The following is a 15,939-nucleotide window of genomic DNA, read 5'->3' as shown; positions in this document are numbered from 1 at the left end:
TGGCATCCTATTTTTGTTAAAGAGTCTGATGATTTTGTAATTTTAAATAAAGTTTTGAAAAAATATCTCCTTTTTATCGATACCGAAACAACAGGAATTCCGAAACGTTGGAATCTTCCTTATTCTGAAACAGACAACTGGCCATCAGCAGTTCAGGTTGCATGGATTTTGTACGATGAAACCGGGAACAAAATTAAATGGGAGAATTTTTATATTTATGATGAAAATTTAAAAATCAGTGCACAGTCGGTTAAAGTACACGGGATTACCAAAACGTTTTTGAGTAAAAACGGACAGAACCGGAAATTGGTTTTAGAAAAGCTTTCGCAAGATATACAGCAATATCAGCCGCTCATAACCGGACATTTCACAGAATTTGATATTCACACGCTAAGCTGTGATTATTACAGGGCAGGTTTGGAAAATCCTTTTCAAAAAAGTTATTTTTACTGTACGATGCTCAAAAGCAAAGGCTATGCTTTTAATCCTGAAGCAGATTACTTCCGGTTACCACAGCTTTACGAGTTTCTTTTTAATGAAAAGATGGAACGCTCTCACGATGCTGTGATTGATGCAGAAATGACAGCAAAATGCTTCTTTGAGATTCGTTCCCGTGGTGAAATTTCAAAAGATGAACTTCAGAATATCCATCACAAAATTGAAAGTAAATTGAAATTTTTAGATAAAATCAATAAGTAAATGAAATAATTTATTAATCTGAATATATGCCACCTATTTAATCATTATGGAAGAAAAAATTATTTCGCTATTAAAAGTAACAAAACCTTTTGATCTTCTGCCTGAAACGGTTCTTGCCGAAATCTCTGAATCGCTTACAAAAACTGAGTTTTCTAAAGATACATTGGTGTATCGTCAGGAAGTGACCGAGATGAGAGGGGTCGATATTATTTCATCAGGAGAATACGAAACTTTCTTTTTCGATGCTGCAGAAAACAAAAGATGTCTGACCAGACATTATCCGCCTTACTGTTTCGGCGGAATTTCAGTTGTTCTGAACCGGGTTCGTGCACTAAAATCTGCGATAGCCAAAAAAGGAACTGTGGTTTACACCTTACCCAGAAAGGAGTTTTATGAATTATGTAATGCGTACGACAGCTTTTTTCATTATTTCACTTCAGATTTTGGAATAAAAATGCTGGATGAGGAGTTTTCGCACTTTGTAAAAACCCCGGCTACTTTTGAAGAAAGTTATTTTGCTGCCGATCAGCTGTATTCCAGAAAAATAGAAGGCATCGCTTACAAAAGTATTGTGTCATGTGAAGAAAGCACACCCGTTTTTGAAGCCGCCAAAATGATGGCAGCCAGCAAAGTGAGCTGTATTTTTATCAGGAAGTCACAGAGTGACGAGATTATCGGTTATGCGACAGATATTACTTTACGGGATAACGTCATTGCCCGCTGCCTGGATTCAAGAACAGCCATTTTGGAGGTAATGGATAATCCAATTGTCAGTATTTCCAGTGATGCTTACCTGTATGAAGCGGTTCTGATGATGTTTAAAACCAAAACAAGATATCTTCTGGTAAAAAATAAAGAAGAATATGTAGGCTTCCTCAGCAGAAACCGTTTGCTGAGCGAGCAGGCGCAGAGCCCGTTGGTGTTTATCCAGTCTGTAAAGCAGGCAGAAAATACGGAAGAGCTCCGCAAAAAATGGAACCAGGTACCTGATATCATCAATCAGCTTTTGGGTAGGGGAGTTCATGGTGAAATTGCCAGTCAGGTTATTACCACCATTGCGGATACAATTACAGGAAAAGTGATAGAAAAGGTCATCAGACAGATAGGAAAGCCGCCTGCCAAATTTGCCTTTATTGTCACAGGAAGCGAAGGAAGAAAAGAGCAGACGCTGAATACCGACCAGGACAACGGAATTATCTATGAAGACAAAGCCAACGAAGACCGGGAAATGGTAAGGGAATATTTCCTGGATTTTGCCAGAAAAGTTTCCGACGACCTCAATACCATTGGTTTTGAATACTGCAAAGGTGGCTTTATGGCGAGCAATCCCAAGTGGACGCATTCTCTTTCTCACTGGAAAAGAAATTATACCCAATGGATTGAAAAATCTCTGCCTGAAAGTGCGATGAATTTTTCCACATTTTTTGATTTCCGTTTTATTTACGGTGATGACGCTATTGTCCGTGAGCTGAAAACTTTTATCAAAGAAAAACTGGCTTCGCCCAATCAGCTGTTTTTTGCCCATATTGCTAAAAATGCACTGCAGTATGAACCGCCATTGACCTTTTTTAAAAGAATAAAGACCCAGACTATCGGGAAATCAGAAGTCTTCGACATTAAAACGGCGATGTCTCCAATTGTAGATCTGGTTAGGGTCTACGCGCTGGAAAATCAGCTCGAAATTGAAAATACTGGGGAAAGAATGAAAAGATTAAAGGAAATCGGAATTTTCACACAGCAGCAGTATAATGAGATGCATCAGTCATATTATTATCTGATGGCGCTCCGGCTTAAAAACCAGGCCAATCAAATCAATATAGATAAAAAGCGCCCTGATAATTATGTAGAAATTAGTAAACTTACTAAAATAGAAAGAGTAACACTGATCGAAATTTTCAAGACCATTGCCAATTTTCAACTGGGAATCAAAGTAAAATTTACCGGAAATTTCTAAGACTAAATTTTAAACATAAAGCCTTCCGAGATCTTCTTATTGTATTTCTCTTCATCAAAAGTGTAAAGAAAAGATCCTTTTTTAGATGAGTTCATATCTTTTTCATTAGTTTTTACCAGAACATCCAAAGCATTGATTTTGCTGGTAAAATTCCGTTTGTCATATTTTTCATCGAAAATAGCTTCGTAAAGATTCTGAAGGTCTTTCATGGTGAATTTTTCAGGGAGAAGCTCAAAGCCAATCGGCCTTGTCGTTGCTCTTCTTCTCAGTCTCAAAACAGCATCTTTTACCATTGCGTTATGATCAAAAATAAGATCGGGACGGTCTTTCAGATCAAACCATTTCGCACTGTATTTTTCGTTGATCTGAATATTGTCCTGGATATTGATTAAAGCATAGTATGAAATCGACATAATTCTGGCAGTAGGCTCCCGGTCAATTTCTGTGTAAGCTTTCAATTGTTCAAGGTAGATGTTTTCAAGTCCGGTCAGAGCATTCAGAACACGGTTGGCAGCCTGATCGGAATTTTCTTTATCATCAACAAATCCTCCCATCAGTGACCACTCTCCCTTTTTGGGCTCGAAGTTTCTTTTTACCAGAAGAATTTTAAGGTTTTCTCCACCAAAACCAAAGATGATACAGTCTACTGCGACAAGATGTTTGGGATAAGTAAGATAATTTTCTTCCATCAAAATGATTTTAAACAAAGTTAATTCTTTTAATGTAGATTTAATATGAAAAATTAATAAATGTATGTTAAACACTTTATATTTTTCCTAATACTCATTTTGATGATTTGTAGTTTCAAATAGTATTTTGGGGAATTATTTTCATCATTTAAACGAATTATTTGCTGAAATAATGGTAAATCCTATATGAATGCAATGTTAAAAATATGTTAAAATTTCGATCCGGTATTTCACTCTGCTTTTTTTCAGGGTTATTATTAAAATACGATAAGCCCGGATATAATTTTTTCCCGGTTTTTATAAACACACGATATGTATTTTGATAATGACAGGATTACATTTATTTAATTGATATTCTATAGTTTGTCTATTCTTGTTTTTTATGATAAGGTAAAGGTTTGTAAAAGTTTTTTTACTTATTTCAAAATGCGTTTTCAAAAGGACATATTGCTAAACGGGGAAAACTGTTTGCTATCTGGATACTTTCTTTTATTTTAGAAATGTAGAAATAACATTTATTAATGAACAAAAAATCACTGATAGTACTTCTGGGCTTTACTACGGCTTTTGGACAAGTAAAGAGAAATGTTAGCTACTTTCCGCTCAACAAGGTTCATTTGTCCGAAAGTGTTTTCAGCCGGGCGATGCTTACGGATGAGCAATATATCCTGGCAATGGATGCAGACCGGCTTCTGGCACCCTTTCAGAAAGAAGCTGGACTTAAACCCGGCAAAGAGAACTATCCCAATTGGGAAAATACAGGATTGGATGGTCATATTGGCGGTCATTATGTATCCGCTTTGGCATTAATGTATGCTTCTACAGGTGATTCAAAAATAAAGCAGCGTCTGGATTATATGATTGATGAGCTGGAGCGTTGTCAGAATCTTTCAGGAGACGGTTATCTTTCGGGAGTTCCGAACGGTAAAAAAATCTGGAAGGAAATTGCCGGCGGAAATATCCGGGCAGCAACTTTCGGTTTGAATGACCGTTGGGTTCCTTTATATAACATTCACAAGATATATTCGGGTTTACGTGATGCCTATTGGTATGCGGACAGCGGGAAAGCAAAACAAATGCTCATCAGGCTCACGGATTGGATGGCTGAAGAAGTTTCCGGACTTTCCGATGCACAGATTCAGGACATGCTGCAAAGTGAACACGGTGGTCTGAATGAAGTTTTTGCTGATGTTTACGACATTACAAAAAATGAAAAATATCTAAAGCTTGCCCACCGTTTTTCTCATCTTGCGATTCTGAATCCACTGCTGAATGATGAAGATAAACTCACCGGCATCCACGCCAATACACAGATTCCGAAAGTGATTGGATTTAAACGCATTGCCAATTTGGAAAACAATAAAGAGTGGAGCAATGCCGCCGATTTTTTCTGGAACAATGTTACGCAGAAAAGATCAGCTGTTATCGGAGGAAACAGTGTCAGCGAGCATTTCAATCCGACCAGTGATTTCAGCGGAATGATTAAAAGTATTGAAGGTCCCGAAACCTGCAATACCTATAATATGCTGAAACTTTCCAAGGAATTGTACGCAGCCAATCCAAAATCATCTTATGTGGATTATTACGAAAAGGCTCTGTACAATCATATTCTTTCCACGCAAAATCCCGGAAAAGGTGGTTTTGTTTATTTTACACCGATGCGTCCCGGTCATTACAGGGTGTATTCCCAGCCGGAAACCAGCTTTTGGTGCTGCGTAGGTTCCGGAATGGAGAACCATGCCAAATATGGTGAAATGGTCTATGCGTATTCTGATGAAGATCTGTATGTAAACCTGTTTATTCCTTCCGTTTTAAAATGGTCTGAAAAGAAAATAATTCTGAGACAGGAAAATAATTTCCCGGAATCACCATCTACGAAACTGATTTTTGATGTTGTATCAGCCTCAAATATCAATTTAAAATTAAGAGCGCCGGAATGGTCAGATGCCTCTCAAATCAACATTTCAGTAAATGGTAAACACATCAATGTGCCTGTGAATGCTGAAGGGTATTTTAGTATCAAAAGAAAATGGAAAAAAGGAGACGTGGTCGAGATGAAAATGCCGATGCATCTTTCCGCAGAACAGCTTCCCGATCATTCAGATTATTTCGCGTTTAAATATGGTCCGGTTGTTTTAGCTGCCAGATACGGAAAAGAAAACCAGGATGGACTTTTCGCCGATGACAGCAGGGGTGGACATATCGCGCACGGTCCACAGATTCCTTTAAATGAAATTCCAACTATTTCAGGCCCTTCAGCTTCGGTTTTAAATCATTTGGAAACGGTTAGCGGAAAAGATTTGACCTTCAGATTGAGTGGTCTGTATCCCCAGAATAAATTCAGTAACGGACTGGAATTAGTTCCATTTTACAAGATTCATGAAGAGCGCTACATCATTTATTTTCCTCAGGCAGATCAGGATAAGATTGAAAAGATTCAGAAGCAGAAAGCTAAAGAAGAAGAGGAAATCCGAAAGCTTGACAGCATCACTTCAGATAAAGTTCAGCTGGGTGAGCAACAACCGGAATCAGATCATTTCATCGACAGCAAAGATTCCAATACCGGTTATATGGAGGACCGCCATTTCCGTGAGGCAAAAGGCTGGTTCAGCTATCAGATGAGAAACAAAGATAAAAAGGCAAAGTATCTTTATCTTCTTTATTTCGATGCCAATACCAACCGAACGTTGAATGCAGAAATTAACGGAATCAAGGTAATTTCTGAAAATTTCGACGGAAAACTAGGCAGCTCTCCACAATCATTATTAATTCCAATTCCCGAATCTGAAAGTCGTAAGGAAGTTCTGACAGTAAAATTTAATTCAGGTGAAAAATCCCTTACCCCGAAAATCATCGAAGTCAGATTGCTGAATCAAATGCCAAATAAAAACTAAACAAGTCTTGTCAAGTTTTTAAACCTTGAGAAAACTACAAAATATTCCAATCCATATGAACAATAGATTTAACAAAATTTTAAGCTTGCTGCTCTGTATATTCTGCATTTTCATTGAAGCTAAAATCAGGCTTCCCGCATTGGTTTCAGACGGAATGGTTTTGCAGAGAAACCAAAGGTTGAATGTTTGGGGAAAGGCTGATGCCGGAGAAAAAGTAGAAATTAAATTCATCAATAAAAAATACAGCACAACCGCCGACCAGGCCGGAAACTGGAAAATTCAGCTTCCGGAGCAAAAAGCAGGTGGTCCTTATACAATGACCATTAATGAAATTACATTGAAGGATATTCTTATCGGCGATGTCTGGCTGGCTTCAGGACAATCGAATATGGAACTTCCGATGCGCAGACTGACACCGCTTTATGCAGATGAGATTAAAAATGCAAATAATCAGAACATCAGATTTTTCACTGTTCCACAAAAATATAATTTTAAATTACCTCAGACTGAGCTTGATGGTGGCAGGTGGGAAGCAACAAATCCACAGACGATTCTTAATTTTTCCGGAGTTGCCTATTTTTTTGCGAAAGAATTAAGTGAAAAAAACAAAGTTGCCGTTGGAATTATCCACACCAGTTTGGGTGGTTCACCAATCCAGGCCTGGATGGATGAAAATTCTCTGAAAAAGTATCCTGAATATCTTGACGAAGCCAAAAAATGGCAGAATGATGATTTAATAAAATCTACAGAATCTACCGAACAAGCGTTAAGCAAAGCTTGGTACACAGAACTCGACCAAAGTGATATCGGATTTAATCAACATTGGGAAAACTTCGACCTAAACGATTCTGATTGGAAAATAATGAATATTCCAGGTTCTTGGGAAGATAAAGAAGGTTCTTTTGAAGGTTCGGTTTGGTTTAGAAAAGAAATTAATTTAACTAAAAATCAGGCAGGAAAAGCCGCATTTTTAAATTTAGGAAGAATAAAAGATGCTGATGTCACCTACATCAACGGAACAAAAGTCGGAAATGTAACCTATGAATATCCGCCTCGCTGGTACAATATTCCGGCAGGTATTTTAAAAGAAGGCAAAAATGTCATTGCCGTAAGAATTACAAACGGAAGCGGAAAAGGGCAGTTCATTGCTGACAAATCTTACTATCTTGATATTGATGGAAATAAAATTGATTTAAAAACCGAATGGAAATATAAAGTCGGGGCTAAAATGGAAAAAATGGCTCCCGGACAGACCTTCATCCGTTGGAAACCGACAGGGTTATACAATGCAATGATTCACCCTTTAATCAATTATAATATCAAAGGGGCAATTTGGTATCAGGGCGAAAGCAATACCGGAAAACCAAAAGAATACGGAGACTTGCTGACCACAATGATTCTGGACTGGCGAAACAAATGGAACCAAAAAGATTTGCCGTTTTTCACCGTACAGCTGGCCAATTTTATGGAACCGAAAAACCAGCCTGTCGAAAGTAATTGGGCAGAGCTCAGAGACCAGCAACGTCAAGTTTCGCTGAAAGTTCCAAACACAGGACTTGCCGTAATTATTGATTTAGGAGAGTGGAACGACATTCATCCGCTTGATAAGAAAACAGTGGGAGACAGACTGGCTTTACAGGCATTAAAAGTGGCATACAGAAAAAATATCACGGCAGACGGACCGGTGTATCAGTCAATGAAAGTGGAAGGAAATAAAATTATGCTCTCTTTCAGACCCGGAACAGATGATTTTGAGCCTGTTTCAGAGCTGAAAGGTTTTGCTGTCAAAAGTAAAAACGGTAAATATGAGTGGGCAAAAGCCAAAGTGGAAGGTAATAAAATAATGGTTTGGAACGATGATGTAAAAGAACCTTTCGCTGTTCGCTACGACTGGGCAGACAATCCCGACGGAAACCTTAAAAATAAGACCGGACTTCCTGCATCACCATTTACTACTGAATAATTACTAAACCAAACATATAATAAAGGCGGATTTTATTCTATGATCTGTCAGTCTATAAATCTTTTTATCTAATATCTAATTCATATGAACAATCCATCCCAGAAAATATCCGTTGTTGAGAAAATCGGCTACAGTTTAGGAGACTTAGCGGCCAATCTGGTTTTCCAGACGCTTGTAACGTATTTAGCTTATTTTTACACAGATATTTACGGATTAAAAGCGGAAGATGCATCCATTATCACCCTTACTGTAGGCTTATTGGCAGGCTTTGTATTCAACCCGGTGATTGGTGCTTTGGCAGACAGAACCCGGACAAAATGGGGGAAATTCCGTCCTTGGATTGTACTGTCCGCAATTCCACTGGGTGCAGCGGCACTTTTTGCGTTCAGCACACCCGATTTTTCTTACAAAGGAAAAATGATTTATGCAGCAGTTACATATTCGCTTTTGCTATTGCTTTATGCAGCCAATAATTTACCTTATGCTGCTTTGAGTGGCGTGATAACGGGAGATATGGGTGAAAGAAACAGTATTTCTTCCTACCGTTTTGTTGCCGTCATGTTTGCACAGTTTTTTGTTCAGGTATTTATGTTGCCCATTATTTTATCTGCAGGACATGGTGATAAAGCAGCCGGAATCGAGGTTGTAATGACCTGGCTCGCCATTATAGGAACGGTCATGTTGCTGATAACGTTTTTTACAACCAAAGAAAGGGTGATTCCAAAACCGGAACAGGAATCGACTTTGGGCGCTGATTTAAAAGATTTAAAGAAAAATAAGCCATGGATTATCATGTTGATAGTTACCGCATTGATTTTCATTACACTCGCGATGAAAGGTGGCTCATATGTCTATTATTTTAACAACTATGTAGATGAAGCATCACTTCAGCAATTTATATCACCGATTACGAATTTCTTCAATTCCATTGGCATGAATTTCTTTGGAGAAGATCCACGGTCAGCAGGTTTCGGGCTCTTCAATGCAGGCGGGATTATCATGATGATTGTAGGGATTGCTTTTTCCAAAAAATTTGCTGACAAATATGGTAAGAAAGATGCATTCATCGCCTCATTGTTCATTTCAACATTGTTCGTACTGGCATTTATATTTTATCCGCCAAAATCGGTGGGGTTGATGTTCCTGTCACAGATTTTACACGGTTTCTTTTACGGAATCGGAACCCCTTTACTTTGGGCGATGATTGCAGATGTGGCAGATTATTCCGAGTGGAAAAATAACAGGCGCGCAACAGCCATTATTTTCTCTGCGATGATGGTCGGCTTAAAGGTCGGCTTGAGTATCGGAAGTTCTTTGGTTGCATTGATTATCGGAAAATACGGTTACATTTCGTCAGAAGGTGCGATAAGCGTGATACAGCCGGAAACTGTTTCCGCAGGAGCAAAAATGCTGGTCAGTGTATTTCCTTCCATTCCGTTCTTTTTAGCGTGCGGATTGCTGATGTTCTATGAAATCAACAAAAAAATGGAAATCAAAATCGAGCAGGATTTGAAAGAAAGAAGAAAATCAACAGATTAATCAATTATATTTTTTGGACAGCTGATCCGTCTTCCACTCCCGCTTTTTTGTTCCGCTTGCTCCACAAAAAGAGCTCCGTTCAAGCCGGGCTGCGAGTGATTCGTATTCAAAAATCTTGACAAGATTAATTGGAATCAATAGGAACGGGCTTTAGCCCGTTTAATACAAGACAAGGAAAAAGGCTTTAGCCAAAATTTATAATAAGTTTCGGCTAAAAGCCAAATGAAAATAAAAATTTTATGAAAAAAATAGTAGCATTATTAGGAATTTTAACTTTGACCGTCTCGTGCAAGACAGCAAATACGGCAACTTCAAATGATTCTCTGAAAAACGCATTCAAAAATAAATTCTACATCGGAACAGCAATGAGCCTTCCGCAGATTCACGAAACAGAAGTAAAATCTGTTGAGATTATTAAAAATCAGTTCAGTTCCATTGTAGCCGAAAACTGTATGAAATCTATGTTCCTGCAACCACAGGAAGGCAAATTCTTTTTTGATGATGCTGACCAGTTTGTGGCTTTTGGAGAGAAAAATAAAATGTTTATCATTGGCCATACGTTGATCTGGCATTCTCAGCTGCCAAAATGGTTTTTCGTTGATAAAGACGGGAAAGACGTTTCTCAGGAAGTCCTTAAGCAGAGGATGAAAAATCACATCACCACGGTTGTAAGCAGATATAAAGGCCGCGTGAAAGGCTGGGATGTGGTTAACGAAGCCATCATGGAAGACGGTTCTTATCGGAAAAGTAAATTTTACGAAATATTAGGTGAAGAATTCATTCCGTTGGCATTTCAGTACGCGGAGGAAGCTGATCCGAATGCGGAATTGTATTACAATGATTACAACGAATGGTATCCCGGAAAAGTGCAGACCGTCAGCAAAATGGTGCAGAACCTGAAATCCAGAGGGATCCGCATCGATGGTGTTGGGATGCAGACTCACGTAGGTCTCGATACACCAACACTTGACGAATATGAAAAAGCAATTGTAGCTTATGCAGCAAACGGAGTGAAGGTTAATGTTACCGAAATGGAGATCAGCGCACTTCCGTCACCTTGGGGAACTTCTGCCAACGTTTCAGATACCGTGGAATATCAGGCAAAAATGAATCCTTATAAGGTAGGGCTTCCCGAAAATATAAAAGCAGAATGGGAAAACCGTTATCTGGATTTTTTCAGATTATTCCTGAAGCATCAGGATAAAATCAGAAGAGTAACCTTGTGGGGCGTTACTGATGCCCAATCCTGGAAAAATGACTTCCCGGTAAAAGGAAGAACCGATTATCCATTACTTTTCGACCGGAACGATCAGACAAAACCTGTGGTGGAAAAAATCATTCAGTTAACAAAAGAAAAATAAATCTAATATCTAGTTTCTAAAATCTAACTTCTAATTAAAGCAATGAAAAAATCAAAATATCTATTCCCGAAAGATTATATGGCAGACCCTTCTGTGCACATTTTTGAAGGCAAATTGTACATTTACCCATCTCATGACTGGGAAAGCGGAATGGAAGAAAATGACAATGGAGATCATTTTGATATGAATGATTACCACGTTTTTTCTCTCGATGATGTAGAAAACGGCGAAATTACAGACCATGGTGTTGTCCTTTCTGTAAAAGATATTCCGTGGTCAGGAAGACAGTTGTGGGATTGCGATGTGGCGTTCAAAAACGGTAAATATTATATGTACTTTCCCTTAAAAGATAAAAATGACATCTTCAGAATTGGGGTTGCAGTAAGCGACAAACCTTACGGACCGTTTATTCCGGAGAAACACCCGATGATGGGAAGTTACAGCATCGACCCTTGTATTTTTGAAGAAGATGGAAAATATTATATGTATTTTGGTGGAATCTGGGGCGGGCAACTGCAACGTTATAGAAACAACAAAGCCCTTGAGTCCGCGGTTCTTCCCAATGAAAATGAACCGGCAATTCCTTCAAAAGTAGCTTTGTTGAGTGACAATATGCTGGAATTTGGGGAAGAACCAAAAGATGTTCTGATTCTTAATAAAGACGGTAATCCTTTGCTTCACGGTGACAGACACCGTTTCTTTGAAGCTTCATGGATGCACAAATACAATGACACCTATTATTTTTCATATTCTACCGGCGATACGCATTTGATATGTTATGCAACGGGAGACAATCCTTATGGACCATTTACTTTTCAGGGAGAAATTCTGACGCCTGTTGTTGGATGGACAACCCATCACAGTATTGTGGAGTTTAAAGGGAAATGGTATCTGTTCTTCCACGATAGTGTTCCTAGTGAAGGAAAAACATGGCTCAGAAGTATGAAGGTAATCGAACTTGAATATGACAGCAATGGTAAAATTAAAACCATTGAAGGTTTAGAAGAATAATCTATAAAAAGTCCCGAAGAGACGATTTAACGAAGGATAGGATGAAATCCTATTATCAATAGGAACGGGCTTTAGCCCGTTTAAAGATGAAGAGATACAATTTGGCTTTAGCCAAAACTTATTTAAATAAAAATTAAAAGAAAATCTAATGCGCTATTTCCGACTGTACATCCTATTATTTCTAATGATTCCATTAACGATTTTCGCAGAAGACGGAAGTCAGCTTTGGCTTCGGTTTCCGGCAAAAAATGGAGTGTCCTCAGACAAAATTATTTCCAAAGGAAACAATCCGACTTTAAATATTGCCAAAAAAGAATTGATGAATCATTGGCAAGGACAGGCTGTGGAACTTCGTACAGATAAATCTTTAAAAAATCTGAAAGGTGGTTATACAATAAAATCAGTTCAGAACAAATTGGTCATTTCTGCTGAAAAAGAAATCGGATTGTTGTATGGAGTGTATCATATTTTACGTTTGCAGCAAACAAAATCAATGGTAACTAATCTTAATATTACCGAAAAACCATCTTATGATGTCAGAATTCTCAACCATTGGGATAATCTGGACGGGACGATTGAGCGTGGTTATGCAGGACATTCACTTTGGAAATGGGAAGATTTACCGGATACAATTTCCCCGAGATATGAAGAATATGCAAGAGCCAATGCCTCAATAGGAATTAATGCAACTGTTCTCAATAATGTGAATGCATCACCCAATATGCTCCGTAAAGACTATCTTGAAAAAGTAAAAATTCTCGCAGACATTTTCAGACCTTACGGGATCAAGGTATACCTCTCAGTTAATTTTTCGTCTCCAAAAGTTTTAGGCGAACTTCAGAACTCCGACCCTTTAAACAAAGATGTTCAGAAATGGTGGAAAGATAAAGCCTCAGAGATTTATAAATTAATTCCGGACTTTGGAGGTTTTTTGGTGAAAGCCAATTCCGAGGGGCAACCCGGACCTCAGGATTATGGAAGAACACATGCAGACGGAGCTAATATGATGGCAGACGTTCTGAAGCCTTACGGAGGAATCGTAATGTGGAGAGCTTTTGTGTATAGTCCCAGCAAAGAAGACCGCGCAAAACAAGCCTATCTGGAATTCGTTCCCCTTGATGGGAAATTCAGAGATAATGTTATTGTTCAGATTAAAAACGGACCTGTTGATTTTCAGCCCCGTGAAGCGTTTAACCCACTTTTTGGAGCGCTGAAGAAAACTTCTGAAATGGTTGAGTTTCAGATTACTCAGGAATATTTAGGGCAAGCCAATCATCTGGTTTATCTCGCTCCATTGTTTAAGGAAACACTGGACAGCGATACCTATTCTGACGGAAAAGGTTCTACGATTGCTAAAATTACGGACGGAACGCTAAGACCTGCGGAAATTACGGCTATTTCTGCGGTTTCCAATATCGGGGAAGATAAAAACTGGACGGGTCATCATTTTGCACAGGCCAATTGGTACGCTTTCGGGCGTCTGGCGTGGAACCACGATCTGACTTCTGAACAGATTGCTGAAGAATGGATTAAAATGACGTTTACCGATAATGACAAATTCCTCAGTCCTGTGAAAGAAATGATGCTGACATCAAGGGAAACGGCAGTGGATTATATGATGCCTCTTGGTTTGCACCATATCTTTGCAGGAATGCACCATTATGGACCTGAACCTTGGGGTGATTACAAAGGAACTAGAGCAGATTGGTCGCCAGTTTATTACCACAAAGCTGATGCAAATGGAGTAGGTTTTGACAGAACTAAAACCGGAAGTAATGCAGTTTCAGATTATTTTCCTCCTTTGAATGAAGTGTATGGAAATATCAAGACCTGCCCTGAAAACCTGATTCTCTGGTTTCATCATGTTCCGTGGAATTATCAGATGAAAGATGGCAAAACTTTGTGGGAAGAATTATCTTACAAATACGATACAGGCGTTAAAAATGTACGCGAATATCAAAAAGTCTGGGACAAAATGCAGCCTTATGTTGATGAAGAACGATTCCAGAACGTTCAATCAAAATTAAAAATTCAGGCAAAAGATGCCGTTTGGTGGAAAGATGCGTGTCTGCTGTATTTTCAGACTTTTTCGAAAATGCCGATTCCTTATGACATCGAGCGACCGGTTCACGAACTGGAAGATTTAAAGAAAATTAAGCTCAATATGGGACATCATAATTAGAATGGCTAATTAAATTCCCAGTATTCAATTTATCATTAAACTAAATCTCATCTTGATTATAATGAGCAAAATTTGCTCATTTATTTAATTAAGTGTAATTTTAACACTTATAACCTTAACAATTTATTTTATGAAATTTTTTATAGACACGGCGAATCTTGCTATGATTGAAGAAGCCAATGCTTTGGGTATTCTGGATGGCGTTACAACCAATCCGTCTCTGATGGCAAAAGAAGGGATTTCCGGAAAAGAAAATATTCTTAACCATTACCTTAAAATCTGTGATATCGTTGATGGCGATATAAGTGCCGAAGTTATCGGAATTGCTTATGACGAAATGATTCAGGAAGGAGAGGAGCTGGCAGCCCTGCACCCGCAGATCGTGGTAAAAGTTCCTGTTACTAAAGACGGAATTAAAGCGATCAAATATTTTTCACAAAAAGGAATCAGAACAAATTGTACTTTAATTTTTTCCGCCGGACAGGCACTTTTAGCTGCGAAAGCAGGAGCAACGTATGTTTCACCATTTTTGGGTAGGCTGGATGATGTTTCTACGGACGGTTTGAATTTAATTGAAGAAATCAGAACCATTTATGATAATTTCGGATTCGAAACGCAGATTTTAGCGGCTTCCGTAAGACACAGTATGCACATCATCAATTGTGCAAAAATAGGTGCAGATGTTGTTACCTGTCCTTTGCCACCCATTTTGTCATTGCTAAAACATCCGTTAACAGACAACGGTTTGGAACAGTTTATCAAAGATTCACAAAAAATGAAATAAATATATGCAGCACGATATTTCAAAACTCAAAAATATCGCTTCCCAGGTAAGAAGAGATATTGTAAGAATGGTTCATGCCTGCCAATCAGGTCATCCCGGAGGCTCGCTCGGGTGTGCCGACTTTTTGGTTGCTCTTTATTTTGATGCGATGAAAAGAAAGGAAGGATTTGATATGAATGGAAAAGGTGAAGACGTATTTTATCTTTCCAACGGCCATATTTCTCCGGTTTTTTATAGTGTTTTGGCACATGCGGGTTATTTTGATAAGTCAGAATTAGCCACTTTCAGAAAACTGAATTCAAGACTGCAGGGACATCCAACCACACACGAACATCTTCCCGGGGTCCGTGTTGCATCAGGCTCTCTTGGGCAGGGCATGTCAGTGGCAATCGGTCACGCAGTTGGTAAAAAGCTGGACAAAGATGAAAATTTAGTGTTCACGCTCCACGGTGATGGCGAACTGCAGGAGGGGCAGAACTGGGAAGCCATTATGTACGCTTCTCACAATAAAGTAGATAATCTCATTGCGACAATAGATTACAACGGCCAGCAGATCGATGGCCCCACTTCAAAAGTCCTTTCTCTAGGCAACCTTAAAGCCAAATTTGAAGCCTTTGACTGGAAAGTTCTTGAAGTGGAAAATGGAAATGATATGGACGAAATTCTTAGAGTTTTAGATGAAGCGAAGTCGTTGACAGGACAAGGACAGCCTATTTGTATTCTGCTAAAAACCGGAATGGGTTATGGTGTAGATTATATGATGGGAAGCCACGCCTGGCACGGAAAAGCGCCTAATGATGAGCAATTGGCAAAAGCATTAGACCAGCTTGAAGAAACTTTGGGAGATTATTAAACAGATATCA

11 protein-coding genes are annotated in these 15,939 nt (G+C 38.7%); 10 read left to right on the top strand and 1 reads right to left on the bottom strand.

All coding sequences use genetic code 11. The annotated features are described in order from the left end of the window. The first annotated feature begins 54 nt into the window (after positions 1-54). Both LC418_RS15200 and LC418_RS15195 read left to right on the top strand, forming a co-directional pair. A complete protein-coding gene (locus LC418_RS15200; protein WP_223559748.1) occupies positions 55-699 on the top strand; it encodes a 3'-5' exonuclease in 645 nt (214 codons plus the stop codon). A gap of 46 nt (positions 700-745) precedes the next feature. Continuing rightward, positions 746-2,653: a DUF294 nucleotidyltransferase-like domain-containing protein gene (locus LC418_RS15195; protein WP_223559747.1), complete on the top strand. Its 1,908-nt coding sequence runs from the start codon at positions 746-748 to the stop codon at positions 2,651-2,653. Between the two features lie 2 nt (positions 2,654-2,655). Here LC418_RS15195 and LC418_RS15190 read toward each other — a convergent pair whose 3' ends face one another. Beyond that, a complete protein-coding gene (locus LC418_RS15190) occupies positions 2,656-3,342 on the bottom strand; it encodes an NUDIX hydrolase (protein ID WP_223559746.1) in 687 nt (228 codons plus the stop codon). A 521-nt stretch (positions 3,343-3,863) separates the two neighbouring features. On the opposite strand from LC418_RS15190, the gene LC418_RS15185 reads away from it, so the two are divergent. The 8 genes from LC418_RS15185 (at position 3,864) to LC418_RS15150 (ending at position 15,929) form a co-directional block, all read left to right on the top strand. Then, positions 3,864-6,236 carry a glycoside hydrolase family 127 protein gene (locus LC418_RS15185; RefSeq protein ID WP_223559745.1) on the top strand — a complete coding sequence of 791 codons (2,373 nt, stop codon included), beginning with the start codon at positions 3,864-3,866 and terminating at the stop codon, positions 6,234-6,236. A gap of 55 nt (positions 6,237-6,291) precedes the next feature. Then, positions 6,292-8,199 (top strand): sialate O-acetylesterase, encoded by a 1,908-nt coding sequence (locus tag LC418_RS15180; protein WP_223559744.1) that lies wholly within the window; start codon positions 6,292-6,294, stop codon positions 8,197-8,199. 84 nt (positions 8,200-8,283) lie between these two features. Further along, entirely contained in the window at positions 8,284-9,738 is a 1,455-nt protein-coding gene (locus LC418_RS15175; RefSeq protein WP_223559743.1) for an MFS transporter, read from the top strand. A gap of 239 nt (positions 9,739-9,977) precedes the next feature. Next, positions 9,978-11,099: an endo-1,4-beta-xylanase gene (locus tag LC418_RS15170; protein ID WP_223559742.1), complete on the top strand. Its 1,122-nt coding sequence runs from the start codon at positions 9,978-9,980 to the stop codon at positions 11,097-11,099. A 42-nt stretch (positions 11,100-11,141) separates the two neighbouring features. Then, entirely contained in the window at positions 11,142-12,110 is a 969-nt protein-coding gene (locus LC418_RS15165) for a glycoside hydrolase family 43 protein (protein WP_223559741.1), read from the top strand. A gap of 148 nt (positions 12,111-12,258) precedes the next feature. Further along, entirely contained in the window at positions 12,259-14,292 is a 2,034-nt protein-coding gene (locus LC418_RS15160) for an alpha-glucuronidase (protein ID WP_223559740.1), read from the top strand. Positions 14,293-14,422: 130 nt separating this feature from the next. Continuing rightward, positions 14,423-15,076, top strand: coding sequence for a fructose-6-phosphate aldolase (fsa, locus tag LC418_RS15155; protein ID WP_223559739.1), 654 nt, complete (start codon positions 14,423-14,425; stop codon positions 15,074-15,076). A 4-nt stretch (positions 15,077-15,080) separates the two neighbouring features. After that, positions 15,081-15,929, top strand: a complete 849-nt coding sequence (locus tag LC418_RS15150; protein ID WP_223559738.1) for a transketolase — start codon at positions 15,081-15,083, stop codon at positions 15,927-15,929. Positions 15,930-15,939 lie beyond the last annotated feature (10 nt).

This window comes from Chryseobacterium lathyri (assembly GCF_019970085.1).
Lineage (GTDB): Bacteria > Bacteroidota > Bacteroidia > Flavobacteriales > Weeksellaceae > Chryseobacterium > Chryseobacterium lathyri.
Note: the sequence above shows the minus strand (reverse complement) of the source record. Positions and strands in the feature narration are given on the sequence as shown.

Coding starts and splice junctions, on each gene's coding strand:
- LC418_RS15160 (WP_223559740.1), top strand. CDS start 12,259: ATGCGCTATTTCCGACTGTACATCCTATTATTTCTAATGATTCCATTA.
- fsa (WP_223559739.1), top strand. CDS start 14,423: ATGAAATTTTTTATAGACACGGCGAATCTTGCTATGATTGAAGAAGCC.
- LC418_RS15170 (WP_223559742.1), top strand. CDS start 9,978: ATGAAAAAAATAGTAGCATTATTAGGAATTTTAACTTTGACCGTCTCG.
- LC418_RS15165 (WP_223559741.1), top strand. CDS start 11,142: ATGAAAAAATCAAAATATCTATTCCCGAAAGATTATATGGCAGACCCT.
- LC418_RS15185 (WP_223559745.1), top strand. CDS start 3,864: ATGAACAAAAAATCACTGATAGTACTTCTGGGCTTTACTACGGCTTTT.
- LC418_RS15180 (WP_223559744.1), top strand. CDS start 6,292: ATGAACAATAGATTTAACAAAATTTTAAGCTTGCTGCTCTGTATATTC.
- LC418_RS15190 (WP_223559746.1), bottom strand. CDS start 3,342: ATGGAAGAAAATTATCTTACTTATCCCAAACATCTTGTCGCAGTAGAC.
- LC418_RS15175 (WP_223559743.1), top strand. CDS start 8,284: ATGAACAATCCATCCCAGAAAATATCCGTTGTTGAGAAAATCGGCTAC.
- LC418_RS15195 (WP_223559747.1), top strand. CDS start 746: ATGGAAGAAAAAATTATTTCGCTATTAAAAGTAACAAAACCTTTTGAT.
- LC418_RS15150 (WP_223559738.1), top strand. CDS start 15,081: ATGCAGCACGATATTTCAAAACTCAAAAATATCGCTTCCCAGGTAAGA.